General features: G+C 64.9%; 22 protein-coding genes and 1 pseudogene. 20 read left to right on the forward strand and 3 right to left on the reverse strand.

Going from position 1 to position 17,961, the window contains the following annotated elements; all coding sequences use genetic code 11:
• Positions 1–19 precede the first annotated feature (19 nt).
• The 6 genes from MY494_RS13170 (at position 20) to MY494_RS02395 (ending at position 3,660) form a co-directional block, all read left to right on the forward strand.
• Positions 20–148, forward strand: a complete 129-nt coding sequence (locus tag MY494_RS13170; RefSeq protein WP_256463419.1) for a hypothetical protein — start codon at positions 20–22, stop codon at positions 146–148.
• A 67-nt stretch (positions 149–215) separates the two neighbouring features.
• Entirely contained in the window at positions 216–386 is a 171-nt protein-coding gene (locus MY494_RS02375) for a hypothetical protein (protein WP_247911135.1), read from the forward strand.
• A 90-nt stretch (positions 387–476) separates the two neighbouring features.
• On the forward strand, positions 477–923 hold the full coding sequence (locus MY494_RS02380) for a gamma-glutamylcyclotransferase (RefSeq protein ID WP_247911136.1): 447 nt from the start codon (positions 477–479) through the stop codon (positions 921–923).
• A gap of 38 nt (positions 924–961) precedes the next feature.
• Entirely contained in the window at positions 962–1,540 is a 579-nt protein-coding gene (locus MY494_RS02385; protein ID WP_247911137.1) for a glutathione S-transferase family protein, read from the forward strand.
• Positions 1,537–2,181, forward strand: a complete 645-nt coding sequence (gene pdeM / locus MY494_RS02390) for a ligase-associated DNA damage response endonuclease PdeM (RefSeq protein WP_247911138.1) — start codon at positions 1,537–1,539, stop codon at positions 2,179–2,181. The genes MY494_RS02385 and pdeM overlap by 4 nt, the downstream gene beginning before the upstream one ends.
• A 144-nt stretch (positions 2,182–2,325) precedes the next feature.
• Complete coding sequence (locus MY494_RS02395) at positions 2,326–3,660, forward strand: hypothetical protein (RefSeq protein WP_371820657.1); 1,335 nt, start codon at positions 2,326–2,328, stop codon at positions 3,658–3,660.
• A 4-nt stretch (positions 3,661–3,664) separates the two neighbouring features.
• Here the strand turns inward: MY494_RS02395 and MY494_RS02400 are convergent, their stop codons facing one another.
• Positions 3,665–4,129 carry a CBS domain-containing protein gene (locus MY494_RS02400; RefSeq protein ID WP_247911139.1) on the reverse strand — a complete coding sequence of 155 codons (465 nt, stop codon included), beginning with the start codon at positions 4,127–4,129 and terminating at the stop codon, positions 3,665–3,667.
• Between the two features lie 76 nt (positions 4,130–4,205).
• On the opposite strand from MY494_RS02400, the gene MY494_RS02405 reads away from it, so the two are divergent.
• Positions 4,206–4,742 carry a CDP-alcohol phosphatidyltransferase family protein gene (locus MY494_RS02405; RefSeq protein ID WP_247911140.1) on the forward strand — a complete coding sequence of 179 codons (537 nt, stop codon included), beginning with the start codon at positions 4,206–4,208 and terminating at the stop codon, positions 4,740–4,742.
• Here the strand turns inward: MY494_RS02405 and MY494_RS02410 are convergent.
• Positions 4,711–5,631 (reverse strand): NAD-dependent epimerase/dehydratase family protein, encoded by a 921-nt coding sequence (locus MY494_RS02410; RefSeq protein WP_247911141.1) that lies wholly within the window; start codon positions 5,629–5,631, stop codon positions 4,711–4,713. The two genes, MY494_RS02405 and MY494_RS02410, sit on opposite strands and share 32 nt — an antisense overlap.
• Positions 5,632–5,718: 87 nt before the next feature.
• On the opposite strand from MY494_RS02410, the gene MY494_RS02415 reads away from it, so the two are divergent.
• The 7 genes and pseudogenes from MY494_RS02415 (at position 5,719) to fumC (ending at position 11,532) form a co-directional block, all read left to right on the forward strand.
• Complete coding sequence (locus MY494_RS02415; RefSeq protein WP_247911142.1) at positions 5,719–6,414, forward strand: Coq4 family protein; 696 nt, start codon at positions 5,719–5,721, stop codon at positions 6,412–6,414.
• Positions 6,411–6,599, forward strand: a pseudogene (locus MY494_RS02420) (TIGR02450 family Trp-rich protein); the annotation flags it as partial. The gene MY494_RS02415 and the pseudogene MY494_RS02420, both read left to right, overlap by 4 nt.
• Before the next feature lie 33 nt (positions 6,600–6,632).
• Positions 6,633–7,406 carry a 1-(5-phosphoribosyl)-5-[(5-phosphoribosylamino)methylideneamino]imidazole-4-carboxamide isomerase gene (gene hisA, locus MY494_RS02425; protein ID WP_247911925.1) on the forward strand — a complete coding sequence of 258 codons (774 nt, stop codon included), beginning with the start codon at positions 6,633–6,635 and terminating at the stop codon, positions 7,404–7,406.
• Positions 7,407–7,509: 103 nt separating this feature from the next.
• Positions 7,510–7,869 carry a transcriptional repressor gene (locus MY494_RS02430; RefSeq protein WP_247911926.1) on the forward strand — a complete coding sequence of 120 codons (360 nt, stop codon included), beginning with the start codon at positions 7,510–7,512 and terminating at the stop codon, positions 7,867–7,869.
• Positions 7,870–7,949: 80 nt separating this feature from the next.
• Positions 7,950–9,560 carry a DUF3685 domain-containing protein gene (locus MY494_RS02435; RefSeq protein WP_247911143.1) on the forward strand — a complete coding sequence of 537 codons (1,611 nt, stop codon included), beginning with the start codon at positions 7,950–7,952 and terminating at the stop codon, positions 9,558–9,560.
• Between the two features lie 32 nt (positions 9,561–9,592).
• Entirely contained in the window at positions 9,593–10,159 is a 567-nt protein-coding gene (locus tag MY494_RS02440; RefSeq protein ID WP_247911144.1) for a thylakoid membrane photosystem I accumulation factor, read from the forward strand.
• A complete protein-coding gene (fumC, locus tag MY494_RS02445) occupies positions 10,156–11,532 on the forward strand; it encodes a class II fumarate hydratase (protein ID WP_247911145.1) in 1,377 nt (458 codons plus the stop codon). The genes MY494_RS02440 and fumC overlap by 4 nt, the downstream gene beginning before the upstream one ends.
• 4 nt (positions 11,533–11,536) lie before the next feature.
• Here the strand turns inward: fumC and MY494_RS02450 are convergent, their stop codons facing one another.
• Entirely contained in the window at positions 11,537–12,949 is a 1,413-nt protein-coding gene (locus MY494_RS02450) for a PhoH family protein (RefSeq protein ID WP_247911146.1), read from the reverse strand.
• An 85-nt stretch (positions 12,950–13,034) separates the two neighbouring features.
• Here MY494_RS02450 and MY494_RS02455 point away from each other — a divergent pair, with 85 nt between their 5' ends.
• From MY494_RS02455 to proB, 6 genes are read left to right on the forward strand one after another with little or no spacing between them, the layout of a single operon-like run.
• Complete coding sequence (locus MY494_RS02455) at positions 13,035–14,216, forward strand: F420-0:Gamma-glutamyl ligase (protein WP_247911147.1); 1,182 nt, start codon at positions 13,035–13,037, stop codon at positions 14,214–14,216.
• A 41-nt stretch (positions 14,217–14,257) separates the two neighbouring features.
• The gene (locus MY494_RS02460) at positions 14,258–15,289 is read left to right on the forward strand and encodes a hypothetical protein (protein ID WP_247911148.1); all 1,032 of its coding nucleotides are present in this window, start codon (positions 14,258–14,260) and stop codon (positions 15,287–15,289) included.
• Positions 15,289–15,768, forward strand: a complete 480-nt coding sequence (ruvX, locus tag MY494_RS02465) for a Holliday junction resolvase RuvX (protein WP_247911149.1) — start codon at positions 15,289–15,291, stop codon at positions 15,766–15,768. The genes MY494_RS02460 and ruvX overlap by 1 nt, the downstream gene beginning before the upstream one ends.
• 20 nt (positions 15,769–15,788) lie before the next feature.
• Positions 15,789–16,358, forward strand: a complete 570-nt coding sequence (locus MY494_RS02470) for a DUF3727 domain-containing protein (protein WP_247911150.1) — start codon at positions 15,789–15,791, stop codon at positions 16,356–16,358.
• Positions 16,348–16,884 carry a YqeG family HAD IIIA-type phosphatase gene (locus tag MY494_RS02475; RefSeq protein ID WP_256463420.1) on the forward strand — a complete coding sequence of 179 codons (537 nt, stop codon included), beginning with the start codon at positions 16,348–16,350 and terminating at the stop codon, positions 16,882–16,884. Before MY494_RS02470 ends, MY494_RS02475 begins: the two co-directional genes overlap by 11 nt.
• A gap of 2 nt (positions 16,885–16,886) precedes the next feature.
• Complete coding sequence (gene proB, locus MY494_RS02480; RefSeq protein WP_247911151.1) at positions 16,887–17,960, forward strand: glutamate 5-kinase; 1,074 nt, start codon at positions 16,887–16,889, stop codon at positions 17,958–17,960.
• The last annotated feature ends 1 nt before the right edge of the window (position 17,961 follow it).

Raw genomic sequence — 17,961 nt, forward strand, 5'->3', positions numbered from 1 at the left:
GAGCGCGAGAATGCAGCCCATGAACAACCAGCGCCCCCTCTCGGCTCTCTTTTTGGCCCTGGTGATTGCCGTGGTGCCCCTCTCGGCGGCCCTGCTGATCCACGGTCACGCCAACTTTCAAGCGGTCTTTCACAATGCATTCGGGTGAATCCCTGGTGGATTCAGACCAGAACTGCCATTCGTCGCTAGCAACCGGATAGAGCTGGTGGCCTCAGATGTTCTTCTACGAGCTGAACGTCAATCTGCCCCACAGAATTCTGACCGTTCCTCTTCAAGCGGAGAGCCAAGAGCAGGCCTGGCATCTCAGCCGCGATCTCTTTCCGGATCACGACCTCCAGTTGGTGCCCAGACGCGGGGACTCCGATCCGGACGTCTGGGCGATTTAAACGGAGTCCGCTCAGGACTTCTCTAGACGGCGCACGATCCAGGCCATCGCACCCAGGGAGCCAGCCAGGGCCAGTAGCAACGCAATCGTCATGGGTGGAGCCAGCAGTGGCACTGATTATGTCGGCCTGGTGTTCGTCTACGGCACCCTCAAGCGAGGCGAGCGCTATCACGAAGAACTAGGCGGGGCCATCTTTGAAGGGAGTGCAGAGCTGAGGGGACTAGAGCTCTACAACCTTGGGCCCTTTCCAATGGCAATCAGCAATGCCCAAGCCCAGACCCCAGTGCGCGGGGAGATCTACAGAGTCACCACGCAGCAACTCCAGGCACTGGATCGCTTCGAGGGGGCGCCTCGGCTCTATCAGCGCGAGCTGCGCTCGTTACTGGATGGTCGGAGAGCCTGGGTGTATCTCGGGAGTCCCCAGCAAGTGAGGTTTGTGCAAGCCATTCCCAGCGGGAGCTGGAGCGAGTCAGACCGCCACCAACAAGCATCCCGGCGGGGGCATGGCCATGGACCTGGAAACAACGGTTCAAGGTGACCGCGGCTTCTACGCTCAGGCCGGTTTCCTGCTGACCCATGGCCCTCACCCTGTTCGGCGGCGCCCGCAGCCGTGCCTCCATGCCTCGCTGGTACCTCGAGGAGAAGGGGATCCCCTACACCTGGCAACTGCTGGATATGGAAGCCGGGGAGCACCGCCAAGAACCGTTCACGGCCATTAACCCCTTCGCCAAGGTGCCGGCGTTGGTGGATGAGGATCCAGCTCTCCCCTCGGGCCGTCTGCAACTGTTTGAAAGCGGCGCGATCCTGCTCTATCTGGCAGAGCGCTTCGGTGGGGAGTGCCAAACCGCAGCAGAGCGTGGCTTGGCGCAGCAGTGGGTGCTGTTTGCCAATGCGACGCTGGCTACCGCCCTCTTTGTCCCCTCCAACCGCGAGCGGGAATTCCCCCGCCTGATGGACGTGCTGGATCGCAAGCTGGCAGAGGGTCCGCTGATGGGCGACGACTGGGGAGTCGCCGACTGCGCGGTGAACGCCTACCTGGCCTACCTACCAATCTTCTTTCCGCAAATTGACCTGAGCCCCTACCCCCACGTTCAGGCGACCATCGCAGCGACTCAACAACGGCCCGCCTACCAACGGGGCATGGGTCAGCGTTGAGCCAGCACGAAACCCTGATCTGGGGCGACAGCCGATTGGAGTTGCTGCCCCAGCGTGCGGCCTGGGATCCCGAACGACGGGCCCTGCTGATCGCTGATCTGCACCTTGGGAAGGCCGAGAGTTTCCAGGTTCAGGGCATCCCCTTACCCAGTGATGGGGACCAGGGGAACCTCAATCGGCTGCTGGAGCTCAGTTCAACGCTGGGAGCCCTGCAGGTGCTCGTCCTTGGTGACCTGATCCATAGTCGTCTTGGCCTGACCAGCGAACTCCAGCAAAAGCTCTCAGCTCTCCCCGAACTGATGGGCTGCGAACTGCTCCTGGTCGGCGGAAACCATGATCGCGGAGCCGTCTTCCCCTCCCTTCGGGCGCAACCCTCACTTCAACTTGGGTCCTGGTGGCTCAGCCATGAACCGGAACGACCGCCAGCAGAGGGACTGCTGAACATCTGCGGCCATCTCCATCCCGTGGCGCTCCTGGGGCAGGGCTCCGATCGCATGCGACTGCCCTGTTTTGGCCTCGACCAGATCAATCATCGGCTGCTGCTGCCGGCCTTCGGGGATCTCACCGGAGGACATCCCGCCCCAGCCGGACTGGAGCGTTGGGTGATCGCCGAGGACCAGGTGCTGAAGCTGCCGGCCTAGTCCCAAGCTTTCCCTAGATTTCTCCTCTCTGGCTCCCTTCATCTGGACTCCGCCGCAGCGCCTCCGTCCAAACCGAAGCGCCCCCACTGGCGACGCAAGCGCTGGATCCCCATCTGGCTTCCAGCCGGGCTCTTTGCGTTTCTGGTGGCCATCGCCCCCCCTTTGCCAGAAGGCGAGCCAACCAAGACGGTATCCTCGCGCTTGATCCCGGCCGGCAGCCAGAGCGAACCCTTTCGCTATCTGCCTGACGAGGACGTCTACGCCCTCGATTTCGACCCGCGCAAAGTCCGCATTGGCCTGCTCGAAGGCTGGGACCGGGAGCAGGAGGCCTTCAGCGACCCCTCTGCACTGGCCTATTTCTCAGGGCCGATGTACGAGCGTCACGTCAACAGCCTTGGCCGGGAGATCACCGTTCCCCTCGGGGACCTGAAGTTGGGAGATCAGATCTGGCGAGGCAGAAACCGGACCGCGGCACGCCAACGGGCGTTTGTCGGAATACGGCATGACGGTGGGGCCGATTTTGGCTTCGGCGAACTCACGCCAGAGCGGGCGGCTCGTTACGACACCTTCATCGGCGGACTGCACAGCCTTTACAACGATCTCCTGGATCCCCCACCGGACTACCGCGGGGCCTACAGCGTCTCCATGGGGCAGCAGATCCGCTACTACCTCCCCCGCATCCGGATGGTGATCGGCCTGCGGGGCGATGGTCGGCTGGAGGTGCTGATGAGCCGAGATGGCCTCACCCTGGAGCAAACCAAAAGCCTGGCGCGCCAGCGCGGTTTTAAGGCTGCCTACCTCCCCGATCACGCCTCAAAGAGCCGCCTGATTATTCCCGGGGTCAAGGGATTCAGCGAGGCGGATGCGAACTGGATCAGTGGAGGAGCCACCAGCTTTGTCCACGTCCCCTACCTGCTGCGCCTGAGCCCCCGAGCCATACCCCTACGGGGAAATCTGCTCGCCAGCCTGACGCCCCGGCTTGGGCAACGGGATTGCAGCAACCCACTGCAGTGCAGCCAGAGCTTTGGAGCGCAGCTCGCCGATCGGGCCCTGGCCGGGTTGAACCGCCTGATGGAACAAGGCGTCGAACCAGTGGCGCGCCTGATCTGGTCGCCCGCGCCTCTGGCGCAACCCCTCGGGGATAGCAAGCGAGCACCCCTGCGGGAACCTCCGATCACGGCAGACCCCTTGGCCCTGCGCGAACTGCAGGAGAACGCCGCCAACAGCCAACTGGGCAACGAGCTCACCCCCGCGGCCCCCGACCTTCCACCGCCCTTGGTGTTGCTGGAGGGCCAGTCCCTGCCGCAGGAACCGGAGTTTGTGGACGGAGATTTTGATGCTCTCTCCCCAGCCGAAGCGATGCCACCGGGGGAGATGCCGATTGGTGCACCGCCCCCGCCGCCGCTCCTCCCGCCACGGCCGCTGCCACCGATCAATGGAGCCAGCAAGCTGCCTTTGGTTCCGCCCCCGCCGCTTTAGGGGGTCAGGCCGAAGCCAGCGCCCGCACCACATCGCCGCGGGTCAGCACCCCCAGCGGACGCTTCTGCTCGTCGAGGACAAACAGCCGTTGGGTGCCTTTCTCATGCAGCAGGCGTGCCGCCTCAGGGAGCAGGGTGTCCGCGCTGCAGGTGTGGGGGTTCTGGCTCATCACCTCGCCAACGCTATTGCCCAACACCTGATGCACCTGCTTATCCCACTGCAGTGGGTTGCGCAGATAGATCACCGCATCCAGCAGCATCACGTAGGGGCCCGCATCAAAGCCGCTCTCGCGCACCATCAGGTCCTGCTCCGTCAGTTCGCCGAGCAGGGCGCCGTTGCCATCCACGACGGGCAAGCCACTGATGTGGTGGTCGCTCATCAGTTGCACCGCCTTCTGAAGTGGTGTCTCGCTGGTGACGCTGCTGACGGGCGTGGTCATCACTTCGGAGACCCGGCGTTCAACGACCATGACTGCGCTGCGGATGCCGCCATTGTGGCCGCTCCGTCAGGCGAAAGAATGAACCGCAACGCTTGGTCGGAAAGCCATGCCGCACCCACCCCTCAGCCGCCGGCTCGCTGATGGTCTGACCATCGGTCGCGCCGCCATCGGCCTGCCCTTGATCCTGGCCCTGAGCCAGGGCAACGGCTGGTTGGCCTGGTGGCTACTGCTTTTAGGGGGCCTCAGCGATGCTGCCGACGGCTGGCTAGCCCGAAGGGCAGGGGGCGGGTCAGTTTGGGGGGCACGGCTTGACCCCTTAACCGACAAGATCCTGATATTGGCCCCGCTGCTCTGGCTCGGTGCCGCCGGCGCCCTGCCGCTCTGGGCCATCTGGCTGCTGCTGGCCCGTGAACTATTGATCTCCGGCTGGCGTGCGGGACAAGGCAGCGGTGGCCCGGCCTCCTGGGGAGGCAAGGCCAAGACAATCCTGCAGTTCGCTGCTCTGCTGCTCTTGCTCTGGCCCGGCGGCGGAGACGAGCTGCTGAACAGCCTCGGGTTCTGGCTGTTCTGGCCCTCGCTCGTGCTCGCCCTGAGCTCAGCCTGGGGCTACGTCAAAGCGCCAGCAGCTGATCGTCTGAGCTGAAGTCCGGGCTGGTCGGCATGCGCTTGGCGTAGTCATTGCTGTAGCTATCGGCGAGGGAGCGCTCGACGTCGTATTGCGGCGTCCAAGCCAGCTCGCGCTGCACCCGGTGGATGTCAGTCAGGAAGTGAGCCATGCGCAGGGGGAAGGCCTTGCGGGCCTTTTTGTCGAGACTGCCGGGATCAAAGCTGCGGATCTCGACCGAGGCCGGGTCCTTGCCGCAGGCCCGAGCGGCGGCGGCCACCAGTCCACGGAAACTGATGCCCTGGGCGCTGGAGCAGTTGTAGATCCGATTCGTCGCCGCATCGACCCCGATGCTCAGGGCCATCGCCGTCGCCAGGTCATTGACATGACCCAGCTGGGTGATGGTGCTGCCATCACCGGGTAGGGGGACGGGCCGTCCATGAACAATCCGATCGAAGAACCAGCTCTCGACGGGGTTGTAGTTGCCGGCGCCAACGATGTAAGTGGGCCGGAAGCTGGTGAAGGGGATCTTCTCTGCCGTCAGCCAGGCCTCGGTGTCGAGCTTGCCGCTGTGGCGGCTCTCGGGATCGGTCGGGGAGGTCTCCGTCAGCGGCCACAACTCGCTGTCGGCGTAGACGCCGGCGGAGCTGACGTAGACAAAGCGATGGGTCGGGGCTCCCGTCACCTCCACCACGGAGCGACTATCGGCAACGGTGCGCCCGGAGCTGTCGACGATCACATCGAATTGACGACCGGCCAGAGCCGAGAGCCCCTCAGCTGTGCTGCGGTCCCCGCGGAGGTGCTCGACACCAGCGGGGACGGGGTTCTTGCCGCGGGTGAACAGGGTCAAGGCATGACCGGCGTCCTGCAGCTGTTGCACCAGGGGACGCCCAACGAAGCGGGTCCCGCCCATCACCAGGATCTTCATCGCAGCCGTCTGACGTTCCACCCATTCAAAACGCTGGGCACTCGACTGAAGGCAGCAGCAGACTGAGGGTTCTCACGGGCAGGTGCCATGGGGCGATTCAGCGAGGTCCTGCGTTCCCTCAACAACCTCAAACTGCTGGCGGCCGTAGGCCGCAGCGGCGGTGAACTGAGCAACATCGCCGATCTGGTGGACAACTTCCTCGGAAGCCCCCAGATGGACGACTGCATCCGCCGCTTCCGCGAACTCCCCGGTGGGGCCGCGCTGATGGATGGACGCTTCCCGCCCCTGCAACCGCCCATCGATCGACTGGAAAAGCTCCCTTCCGGAACCCTCGGGCGTGAGTACGCCCGCCTGATCCTCAAGCTGGGCTATGACCCGGAGTTCTTCCGTCCCCGGCCGATCGAAAGCGACGGGCAGTGGCTGACCCAGCGCATTGCCACCACCCACGACGTCCATCACGTCATCAGCGGCTTCGGCACCGAACGGGCCGGTGAGACCGGCGTCTTGGCCATCACCGCCGCGCAGATCGGCTTTCCTGCCTACGTCCTGCTCACCAGCGCCAGCCAACTGGCGAACTTCCGCCTGAAACTCGAGGAGTTCGAGAGCATCAGCCGCGCCACCGCCCACGGCTATGCCATCGCGCGCCAGGCCCACTGCCTGGCCATCGCCCGCTGGGAAGAGGGCTGGGAGAAGCCAATCAGCCAATGGCGCCAGGAGCTGGGGATCGTGGATCCGGCTGATGGCGAGCCCTACGGACTAGCCCAGCAGCTCTCTGAGCCATGAAGTGGCCCCAGCAGTGGACCGCCCAGTCGCCCGTCCTGGGTCTCAGCCGGGGCTATCGCCACTTCCGCGTCCTGGGTGAGAGAGGCAAAGGGAAAGACCGACGGCTGGAGCTTGAGGCTGTGCTGGAGCGGAGCGTCCGCCTGGTCGTTCCACTGCAGCAATTGCGGGATCGCAGCCTCTGGCAGCCTGGCTGGCAGTCTTTGAGCCGACCGGCCTCCATGCAGATCATCCCCGCCATCGACCTGCTGGATGGCCATTGCGTTCGGCTGCATCAGGGTGATTACGGCCAGGTCACACGCTTCAACGATGACCCGGTGGCCCAAGCACTCGACTGGCAACGGCAGGGGGCAGAGCGCCTGCACCTGGTGGATCTCGATGGCGCCAAGACCGGTCAACCGGTGAATGACCAGGCAGTCAAAGCAATCACCTCGGCCCTTTCCATCCCGGTGCAACTGGGCGGTGGGGTCCGCAGCGCCGAACGGGCTGAGGAACTGCTGCAATGCGGTCTCGATCGCGTGATCCTCGGCACCGTCGCCATCGAGAAGCCCGAGCTCGTGAAGGAGCTCGCCGGCCGCCACCCGGGAAAGGTCGTGGTCGGAATCGACGCTAAGGATGGTCTGGTGGCCACCCGCGGATGGGTCGAAACCAGCACCGTTCAAGCCACGGAACTGGCCAAAAGCTTTGAGGGCAGCGGCGTTGCCGCGATCATCAGCACTGACATCGCCACCGATGGCACCCTGGCCGGTCCCAACATCGAAGCCCTGCGCGCCATGGCGGAGGCCAGCAGTATTCCGGTGATCGCCTCCGGCGGCATTGGCACCCTCGAGGACATCCTCTCGTTGCTCTCCATTGCACCGCTTGGGGTCAGCGGTGTGATCGTCGGGCGAGCCCTCTATGACGGCGCGGTCGATCTAGCGGAAGCACTCCAGGCCATAGGACCTGAGCGCCTCCAGGACGCACTCAATCCGCCTACGGGTTCTATAACGGTGTAAGAGACCTATCTGGGTCGTGGCTGCTTCTCCAGCACCCAACAACGCACAAACAAGCGGGACCCACGGGGTGGATCACGCCTATTTGCGCTGCAAAGACCTGGGGATGCGGCTTTCGCGCCAGCGGCGGATGGTCCTTGAACTGCTCTGGGATGAGCGGGATCACCTCAGCGCCCGCGACATCTTCGAGCGCTTGAATGCCAAGGGCCGCAACATCGGCCACACCTCGGTCTACCAAAACCTCGAGGCGCTGCAGAGCGCAGGGGTGATCGAATGCCTTGATCGCGCCAACGGTCGCCTCTGCGGCTACCGCAGCGATCCCCACAGCCACATCACTTGTCTGGACTCAGGCTCGATTCAGGACCTGGATGTGGAACTACCAGCCGATCTGCTGGATCGCATTGAAGAGCAAACCGGATATCGCATCGAGAGCTACACCCTCAATCTCAGCGGTCGCCGGCGTTAATCCAGCCAAAGCCTTGAGCAGGACTGGAAACTCCTTCAATCCCCGTTAACTTGAACCGCAATAAGGCTCAACGCTGATCCGTGCCTGAGGCGAAGGACGCCCCACCAATCCTGATCCTTGCTGAGCCCCTGATACAGGCTGGGCTGGAGCGGTTGCTGGAGGATTCCTTCCAGCTGAAGACGGCTGCCTCGCCGGAGACCGGGCGCGTCGCGCTGGTGGTCTGGAGCGTCAGCGCTGGAATGCCCGCTGCCACGTTGGAGCGGGAATTGATGCAGCTGCGGGAACGCTGGCAACCGGCACCGCTGCTCCTGCTCCTGCCTGCGGAGACCAATCTTCCGAGCAGCTGGCTGTTGCAGCTGGAGGCCGAAGGTCTGCTGCAACAAGCGGCCCCCCAGGAGATCCGCTCCGCCATCGAGACCCTGCTCGCAGGCGGTCGGGTGGTGGAACTCCGACCACTCCATGGCGTTCAGATCCCCCACGAGAACCGCGAAGTCCTTGGACTTGGACAGTGGCTTCTACGGAGTGGACTGGCCCAGATCGAGGCGGAAACGCTCCGCTGTCAGCGCTGGCTTGACCTCCAGCCCGTTGGCTTGAACGCCCTACTGCTCGCTGGGCGACTACGGGAACTGAGCCTTGCCAAGCGGTTACTGCTTTGGCTCTGGGGGCCCGTCAGCATGGCCTTCCCCGCCGAAGCCCCACTCCAGCGCCCTGAGCCCCAGGCCGTTGTGGGGATCACCCTGAGGGAGCGCACAGCGATCGGTGTCTGGGACGCGATCCAGGAGCGGCTGATCGCGGCCGCCTCAGCGGGTCTCAGCAATCAGAGCGGGCAGCTCATGGCCCTGGAGGGGCTGAACCCTGACCACCGCCGTGACCTATTGCTGGCCCTGCTGGCCCAGTTCGATCTGCTGATCACCCGCTTCCGCCATGAGCAGCTGCGCGGTGAGGCCCTTGAAAGCCGTTGGCTCGGTCAGCAACCGGAGCTGCGACGTCTGTCCCTTCGCTCCATGGCGGGTGAATACGTTCAGCTCCCCCTGGAGGGTGGGCTGCTGCCCGTTGCCAAGAGCCTGAGCGAAGCCAGTGACCTGTCCGCCGTGGATCCAGAGCTCCCCAGCGCCCTGCCAATGCTCGCAGCCCTGATCACCGCCCAGCCGATCCTGGTGGATGGTCGCCTGCTAGCCCCGGATGAGCCGCAGGCCCTGCTCCATCTCGAGGCCCTGATCAGCAACTGGCTGATCCGCAGCGCTGAACTGATCAGCGCAGAAATCCTGGCCAGCTGCAGTGCCTGGCCCGACCTACGCCGCTACCTCCTACGCAGTGATCTGCTCCCCACCCGCAACCTGGAACGACTGCGCAACCAGCTCAATTCACAACAGCGCTGGGATGCCCTCTTTGAGCGGCCCGTGCAGCTCTACGAAAGCCGCCGCCTGCTCTATGGCCTCCAACAGGGGGCGATCGTTCCCATCGAGCAGATGGAACCCCGCGACCGCGAGCTGCAACAGCTCAGCTGGGGCCAGCAACTGATCACCCTGGTGCTGGAAGGCCGAGATGCCCTTGCCCCGCAGGTGCAATCGCTGTTCAAACGTCTCGGGGACCTGCTGGTGGTCGTGCTCACCCAGGTGATTGGCCGGGCCATTGGTCTGGTCGGTCGCGGCATCCTGCAGGGCATGGGACGCAGCGTCGGCCGCGGCTGAAGGCCACAATGGCCTGAGCTTTCCCTGCATTGATGCCCCGCACCTTGGCCCGGCTGCTGAAGCCCCTCGCAGCGCTGGCCCTCGGCTTGATTCTGGTGCTTGGACTTGCTGCACCAACCCAGGCCGCCCGGGACACCAACAGCTACGACGGCAACATCTATGCGCTCTATGCCGGCAACGGCTCCCTCGTGCCGCCGCGGACAACGCTCTCGCAGGCCCTCGATGAGCACCGGGCGATCGTGCTGGGCTTCTTCCTCGATGACAGCGCCGCGAGCAAGCAATACGCCGTGGTCTTCAACGAACTACAGCGCCTTTGGGGGCGCAGTGCCGAGCTGATCCTGCTGCAAACCGACCCGCTGCAAAACCGCGAGACCCACGGCCCGAGCGATCCCGCCAGCTATTGGAGCGGTGTGATCCCCCAAGTGGTGGTGATCAACAACGACGGCAAGGTTGTCCTGGATGAGAGCGGCCCGGCGAGCATCGATGCCATTAACGAGGCCCTAAGCCAAGTCACCGGCCTGCGCCCGCAGGGTGATGTGAAGCTCAGCCTCAACCGCGAGGTGAACGAACTCAACAGCGAAATCGTCGCCGCCCCATGAGTCAGCGCCAAGAGACCGACAGCCTGGGGGCCATTGCGGTACCCGCCGAGCATTACTGGGGGGCCCAGACCCAGCGCTCGATTGGCAACTTCCCCTTTGGCCAGCGGATGCCCCTGGCGATCGTGCATGCCTTCGGCCAACTGAAGGCCGCCTGCGCGGAAGCCAACCGGGATCTCGGCAAACTCGATGCGGGCCTCTGCGTCGCGATCGTGACTGCTGCCGAGCAGGTCGCTGCGGGTGAGCTGGATCAGGAGTTCCCGCTGAAGGTCTGGCAGACCGGATCGGGCACCCAGAGCAACATGAACGCCAACGAGGTGATCGCCAACAAGGCGATCGAGGCCCTCGGCGGTGAGCTGGGCAGCAAGAGCCCGGTGCACCCCAACGACCACGTCAACCTCAGTCAATCCAGCAACGACACCTTCCCGGCGGCGATGCACATCGCCGTGGTGATTGAGCTGGAACAACGGCTGCTCCCGGCCGTCGAAAGCCTGGCCGCCGCGCTGCAGGCCAAGGCCACGGCCTATGCCGATCTGGTGAAGATCGGCCGCACCCACCTGCAGGATGCCGTTCCCCTGAGCTTGGGCCAGGAGTTCAGCGGCTATGTGGCCCAGCTTCAACTGGCGATCGAGGCCATCCGCCAGAGCCTGCCGCGGGTGCGGGAACTGGCCATTGGCGGCACCGCCGTCGGCACGGGCCTGAATGCCCCGAAGGGCTTTGGAGAAGCCGTCGCCACGCGACTGAGTGAGCGGCTGGGCACCGGCTTCAGCAGCGCCCCAAACAAGTTCCAGGCCCTGGCGGGCCATGAAGCGCTGGCCACAGCCCATGGCGCCCTGACGGTGCTGGCGGGTTCGCTGATGAAGATCGCCAATGACATCCGTTGGCTCGGCAGCGGCCCCCGCTGCGGCCTTGGGGAGTTGGTCCTGCCGGAGAACGAGCCGGGCTCTTCGATCATGCCGGGCAAGGTGAACCCCACCCAGTGCGAGAGCCTGACGATGGTCGCGGCCCAGGTGATGGGCAACAACACCGCCGTTCAGATCGGCGCGAGCCAGGGCAACTTCGAGCTGAACGTCTTCAAGCCGCTCATCGCCCACAACGTGCTCGAGAGCATCGAGCTGCTGGCCGGCGGCTGCAGCAGCTTCCGTGAGCACTGCATCGAGGGCCTCAGGGCCAACGAGAAGCGGATCGAGCGGCTGCTGAACCAGAGCCTGATGCTGGTCACCGCCCTGACCCCAGCCATCGGCTACGACCGCGCCAGCGGCATCGCCAAACATGCCCACACGCATGGCTTGAGCCTGAAGGAAGCCGCCCTGGTGCTCGGTGAAATCAGCGCTGAGGACTTCGACCAATGGGTGCGCCCGGAGGCGATGGTCTAGGCGGCTAGAGCAGGTTCGCCGCCAGCTCCGCCAGTTCGCTGCGCTCACCCCGGATCAAGGTGATGTGGCCCGCCAGTGGCTGGCCCTTGAAGCGCTCCACGAGCCAGGTCAGACCGTTGCTTTCGGCATCCACGTAGGGGTTATCGATCTGATAGGGGTCGCCCGTGAAAACGATCTTGGTGCCCTCGCCCACCCGGGTCACGATCGTCTTGACCTCGTGGGGGGTGAGGTTCTGGGCCTCATCCACCACCATGAATTGCCGCGGGATTGAGCGACCGCGGATGTAGCTGATCGCCTCGACCTCCAGCAGACCCATCCCCTTGAGGTCGGTCCAGTTGCTGCGGGGGGCGCGGTTGGTCCCGGCACGGTTCGCAGGCCCCGACGAGCCTTTCGCGCCCGAGCGCCCCTCTTCCTCAGGGCTATTGCCGAGCAGGAAATCAAGGTTGTCGATGATCGGCTGCATCCAGGGGCCCATCTTTTCCTCGAGGCTTCCCGGCAAAAAGCCGATCTCTTTGCCCAACGAGATCACCGGCCTTGTCACCAGCAGCCGCTCATAGAGCTGCTCATCAGCCACCTGATGCAAGCCGGCCGCCAGGGCCAGCAGGGTCTTACCCGTGCCGGCCTTACCCACCAGGGTCAGCAATTGAACAGACGGGTCCAGCAGCAGATCCAGGGCAAAGGTCTGCTCACGGTTGCGGGCTGAGATCTTCCCCAGTCGGGCGCGCGTGCTGCGCTGCAGCGGCACCAACAGTTGGCGCTTGGCATCAAACCGCGCCAAGAGCGTGTGGTTGGGCTGGGCCTGATCCACCAGGGTCACCCCCTCATTGGCTTGGAGCGCTGCTCCCTCCGCCGAGTGCAGCTCGCTCAGCGCCAGCCCCCCCTCGGTCTTGAGGGTGTCCATCGCCGTGGCACTGGCGGACAACTCACAGACCCCGGGATAGAGGTCCGCAATGTCGACCTTGTCAGTGGTGTAGTCCTGGGCAATCAGACCAACAGCATCGGCCTTGATCCGCAGGTTGGTGTCCTTGGTGACCAGCACCACCGGCGGTTGATCGGCAATCAAGCCGGAGCGAAGCTGCTCGAGCGCCACCGCCAGGATGTTGTTGTCACCGCTGCCGCCCTTCAGCTCTGGCGGCAACTGCGCCAGGGTCTCGCTGCGGCAGAACACCACCTGCAGGGTGCCGCCACTGCTGTCATCGATCGGCACCCCGTCAGCAAGGTTGCCCTTCTCGCGCAGGGCATCGAGCAGGCGCGAGATCTGACGCGCATTGCGGCCCTTCTCGGAGGGGTCCTTCTTGAAGCGATCGATCTCCTCGACCACCTCGATCGGGATCACCACCGCGTTGTCTTCAAAGCAGGTGAGGGCCTCAGGGTCATGCAGCAACACATTCGTATCGAGAACGAAGGTCTTGCGCATCGGAGTTCACCACCGCGTTGCCGAAACGCTAAGCGGGTTTTTCGGCTGCACCACCTACGCTCCCGCAGAACGCAAAGCTCTGCCGTTGGCCGCCCTGTTTGCCGTTGTCTTAATCGCCTCCCTGGTCTTTGGCCTGGCGCTGCTCTGGCTGGAGCTGCGCCATCGCCTCCGGCCGGCCTCTCCCCTGCGGTTGAGCAGCAGCGGCTGGAAGGTGCAGCGCACGAGCGGCAACCAGTGGCACGTCAAAGGAACGATCAGCATCCGCAACCCCCATCGACGGATGGAGGTCTTCGTTCCTGAGATTGATCTGAAACCCACTCTGCTGGGCCGCTCGGACCTCTCAGGCGTCAACGTGCGCTGCAGCCTCACCCCGCAGCACCCCGATGAGGACGCGCGCGCCGATGGCTATTGGTTTGCCTACATCGTCAAAGGGCGCAAGACCACCCAAGCCGAAGCGCTGATCACGCTCGAAGCCGCCGACGGGAGCGACCTGCGCCATCTGCTGGACACCCTCTGGCTGGAGATCCTCTGGATCAACTACGGCCCCTTCGGTCGTCTGCAGCAACGCGATGGGGTGCTGATTCCTCTGCGCAGGCCGGCTCCAGCTCAGGTCTCCACCGCCAACTGGCGCCAAGGCGATCGCTGCAGCGTGTTGCCGATTCGCACCCATCTCCTCGGAACCCTCGACGATCCAGCCGAGGTGCTTCGCCACTACGCCGGTGCCGTACTGCAACCCGGTGACGTCCTAACCATTGGTGAGACACCCCTGGCGGTAATGCAGGGCCGCTACAACCACCCGGCCAACCTGCAGCCCTCCAGCCTGGCCCGGCTGCTCTGCCGCGTGTTCCACCCCACCAGCTCCCTGGCGACCGCCTGCGGCCTGCAGACCCTGATCGACAACGTCGGCCCCGCCCGGGTGCTTTGCGCCTGGCTCGCCGGCACCGCCCTCAAGCTCGTGGGCTCCAAGGGCTGGTTCTACCGGCTGGCCGGAGAACAGGCCCGCCTGATCGACGACGTGACGGGCACCACCCCGCCCTACGACCAGACGATTGTTTTGGGCCCAGTGCAAAGCAGCGAGGTCTGCCGCCAGTTGGCAACTGAGTTGGGAGTCTCCGTCGCGGTCGTCGATGTCAATGATCTCGGCCGGGTCAAGGTGCTGGCCTCCAGCCCCGGCTGCGACGAAGCCCTCCTGGAGCGCGCCCTCAAGCCCAACCCCGCCGGCAACGCCAACGAGCGCACCCCACTGGTGCTCGTTCGCCCGAACTAGCGATCGCCCATAACATTGGGAGTGGCCCCTTCGGCGCCGCCGTGTCCTCAGCCGCTCAACCAAGCCTTCAGGTGAAGCCGCTGCGGGGATGGCAGCTGCCTTTTTTGCAGGACACCTGCTTCACCGACCTGTTGCCCATGCTGCAGCGCTCCTTGCTGCTGCAGGGAGCTGAGCGCCTGCTGCACCGCCTGGCCCCCCGCCCGGCGCTGGCCTCGGAGATCTTCGTTGCCTTCCGGGACCCCCAGATCCCTCTGGGCTTGGTGGTGAGCCAACGGCTCAACCGCAGCGGCAGCTGCTGGCAGATCCAACACCTGCGTAGCAGTGAAGCCAGCCTGGAAGCGGGTGAGGCGGGCCGGATGGCGATCGAAGCCGCTCTGGTGCGCGCAGCAATCCAAGGGAGCCCGAACGCAGCCAGCTGGATTGCCACCAGCCCCAGCACCGACAGCAATCGCCTGGGCCTTCTGCGGCAACAGGGTTTCCAGCAACTTCGCCATGAGACGCTGTGGCGCTGGGAACCCCCCAAGCAGCCCCTGGATCGAGCCCTGCCCTCCGATTTGCAACTGCTGCCTCTCAATCGCCGAACGGCCCTGGCGATGTGGCAGCTGGAGCAGGCCGCCCTGCCGGCGCAGTTGCGTCAGCTCCTGGACCGTCGTGTTGACGATCTGCTTGATCAGAGCGAGCGACCTAGCTTGATGCTGCTCGACACCAACCGGCAACAGGCCGTTGCGGGTGCCCGGCGACTGCGGCCTGGAAGCCGTGACATACCGGAACTCGAACTCAGCCTCCACCCGGGCTGGCAACACCTCTTGGGTGAACCCCTGCAATTGCTCTTGGAGCAGAGCTCCAGCGGCCTGGGGGAAGTACTGATCCGCAGTGATGTCTTTAAGCACGAGCACAACCAATGGCTGCAAAGCCTTGGGATGGCTCCCGAGGGGGAGGAAGTAGTGATGGCCCGCAGTGTCTGGCGCCGCCATGCTCCGCAAACAACCCCAGTGGTCAGCCGCAAGCTCGAAGCGGTCCTCGGCCAGCTTCAGCCGGGGCAAAAGCCCATTCCGACGCCGGTGGAGCGCTAGTGGCGGCGCCGGCCGCCCGATCGGTGCTGTCCCTGGATGTGGGGCGCAAACGGATCGGCCTGGCCGGTTGTGATCCACTTGGCCTCACCGTCAAAGCGCTTCCAGCTCTCCATCGCGGCCGCTATCCCGCAGACCTCAAGCACCTCCAGAGCCTGGTACGGGAACGCCGGATCGTGGCACTGGTGGTGGGACTCCCCCTCGATGCCCAGCAGCAGCCCACCGCCCAGGCGGAGCACTGCCGACGCTATGGCGAGCGTCTAGCCAGGGATCTGGAGCTGCCCCTGGCCTTCGTCAATGAGTACGCCAGCAGCTGGGATGCGGCCGAGCGCTTTGGCCTGCACGGTGACCGCACAGGAGCCCTCGACAGTGCCGCCGCCGCATTGCTCTTGGAGCAGTGGCTGCAGGAAGGACCCGAACCGGCAGCGGTCAGCAAGGCGACCCCAGCGATTGGCCTGGGGTCCGATGCCCAGGCATCCTGAGAGCATCTCCCCCATGCGCCATGAGCACTGACGGCCCCAGCATCAACGGCACCGGTGATGTCCCCACCGTGCTGGTGCGGGACCAGAGCGGGCGTCAACTGCTCTGCTTCCTTGAGCAACTGATCCCTCTCGAGGGCAAGGACTACGCCCTACTGACCCCCGTCGACACCCCGGTCTGCTTGGTTCAAATCGCCGAGAACGAAAATGGCGAAGACGAGGTCATCGAAGAGCTGAGCAACGCCGAGCCGATCCTCTCGATCGCGGATGTGGTGCTGCAGGAGCACGACCTGACCCTCGTGCGCTCCGCCGTCACCCTCACCGTCAGTGGTGACCTGGAAGAGCCCGACCCCGAGGAGTACGAGGACGACGAGCTCGAAGGTGATGAAGAGGACGAAACCGACCTCTACGAAATGCTGATCCAGTTCAAGGCCGAGGACAAGGAATACGGCCTGTTCATCCCTCTGGATCCCTTCTTTGTGGTCGCCCGCATGGAAAACGGCGAAGGCGTGCTGGTGGAAGGCGAGGAGTTTGAGCGGGTCCAGCCTTTGATCGAAGCGGAACTCGAGGACCGCGAACTCGGTGACGACTGACTCGGTGACCCGTCGCTCCATTTCTGAGCTGCTCCAGCCCGATCTGGTGGCGGCCGGCACCCTGGTGGACCTTCCCCTGCATGGCCTGCTGACCCAGGGGATCAGGGCCCTGGTCCTGGATGTGGATCGGACCCTGCTGCCCCACCGGGGCTCAACCCTGCCTGAACCGATGGAGGCCTGGCTGAAGCAGGCCCAGGCGACCATGCCCCTTCACCTGTTCAGCAACAACCCCTCCCGCGCCCGCATTGGCGGGGTAGCCGAACGCTTGGGCGTGGACTTCACCACCAGTGCTGGAAAACCGCGGCGCTCCCCCCTACGGCGGGTCCTTGAGCAACTCGACATCCCCCCCGCCCAGGTGGCGATGGTGGGGGACCGCGTCTTCACCGATGTTCTGGTGGGGAATCGGCTGGGCCTCTACACCGTGCTGGTGAAGCCCATCGATCCCAGTGGTCAGGCCTGCCGCCATGACCATTGGCAGCGCTTTGAGGTGAAGTTGGCCCAACTCGCTGGAGCAGACCTCTCCTAACGATGGCAAAACGCCGGGTCATCAAAGTCGGCACCAGCGTTCTGCGGGGCTCCGGTGCCCGCGGGACCGACCAGGTCATCGCCGATCTGGCCTCGAGCCTCTGCGGCCTCTGGCGGCGCGAGGAACCGGTGGTGCTTGTCACCAGTGGTGCCGTGGGCCTGGGGTGCCAGGCCCTGCAACTGGGTGATCGACCCATGGAACTGGAGGCACTACAAGCGTCAGCGGCCGTCGGACAGGGCCGGCTGATGACCCTGTATGACCAGGCCTTTGCCGCCCACGGTCGCTGCGTCGCCCAGGTGCTGCTGACCCGGGCCGATCTGGCCTCCAGGCGTCGCTACCAAAACGCCTGCCGCACCCTCGAGCAGCTGCTGTGCTGGGGGGTCACCCCGGTGATCAACGAGAACGACACCCTGGCGACCGATGAGCTTCGCTTTGGGGATAACGACACCCTCTCAGCGCTGGCGGCAGTGGCCATCCAGGCCGACGAGCTGGTGCTGCTAACCGATATCGACAGCCTCTATTCCGGCGATCCCCGCAATGATGCCGACGCCAGGCCGATCCCTGAGGTCAATTCCCTCGCCGAGATCGAAGCCTTGGCCGGTGTGGCCAAGGGGGGAGGCCGCTGGGGCACCGGCGGGATGACGACCAAGCTTTCAGCCGCGCGAATCGCCACAGCCAGCGGGATTCAGGTGCGCCTGGCCGATGGCCGCGACCCCGCTGTGCTGGAAGCGCTCTTGGCTGGGGAACCGGTTGGAACCCTCTTCCGCCCCAGTGAGACACCCCTGAGCAGCCGCAAGGGTTGGCTCGCCCATGCGCTGCTGCCCAAGGGCAGCATCACCGTCGATGCCGGGGCCGAACAGGCGCTCCTGGAACAGGGAGCCTCTCTCCTGGCGGCTGGGGTCCGCAACGTGGAGGGCACCTTTGGCCGGCGCGAAGCGGTACGCGTCATCAGCCAGGACGGCCGGGAGGTGGCCCGGGGCCTCTGCGCAGTTGCCAGTGACGAATTGCTGGCGATCCAAGGACAACGCGGCGTGGTGATTCACCGGGATCACCTGGTGGTGATCGCCAGCAACTGAG

This window comes from Synechococcus sp. A10-1-5-1 (assembly GCF_023115425.1).
In the GTDB taxonomy this organism is placed as follows: Bacteria; Cyanobacteriota; Cyanobacteriia; order PCC-6307; family Cyanobiaceae; genus Vulcanococcus.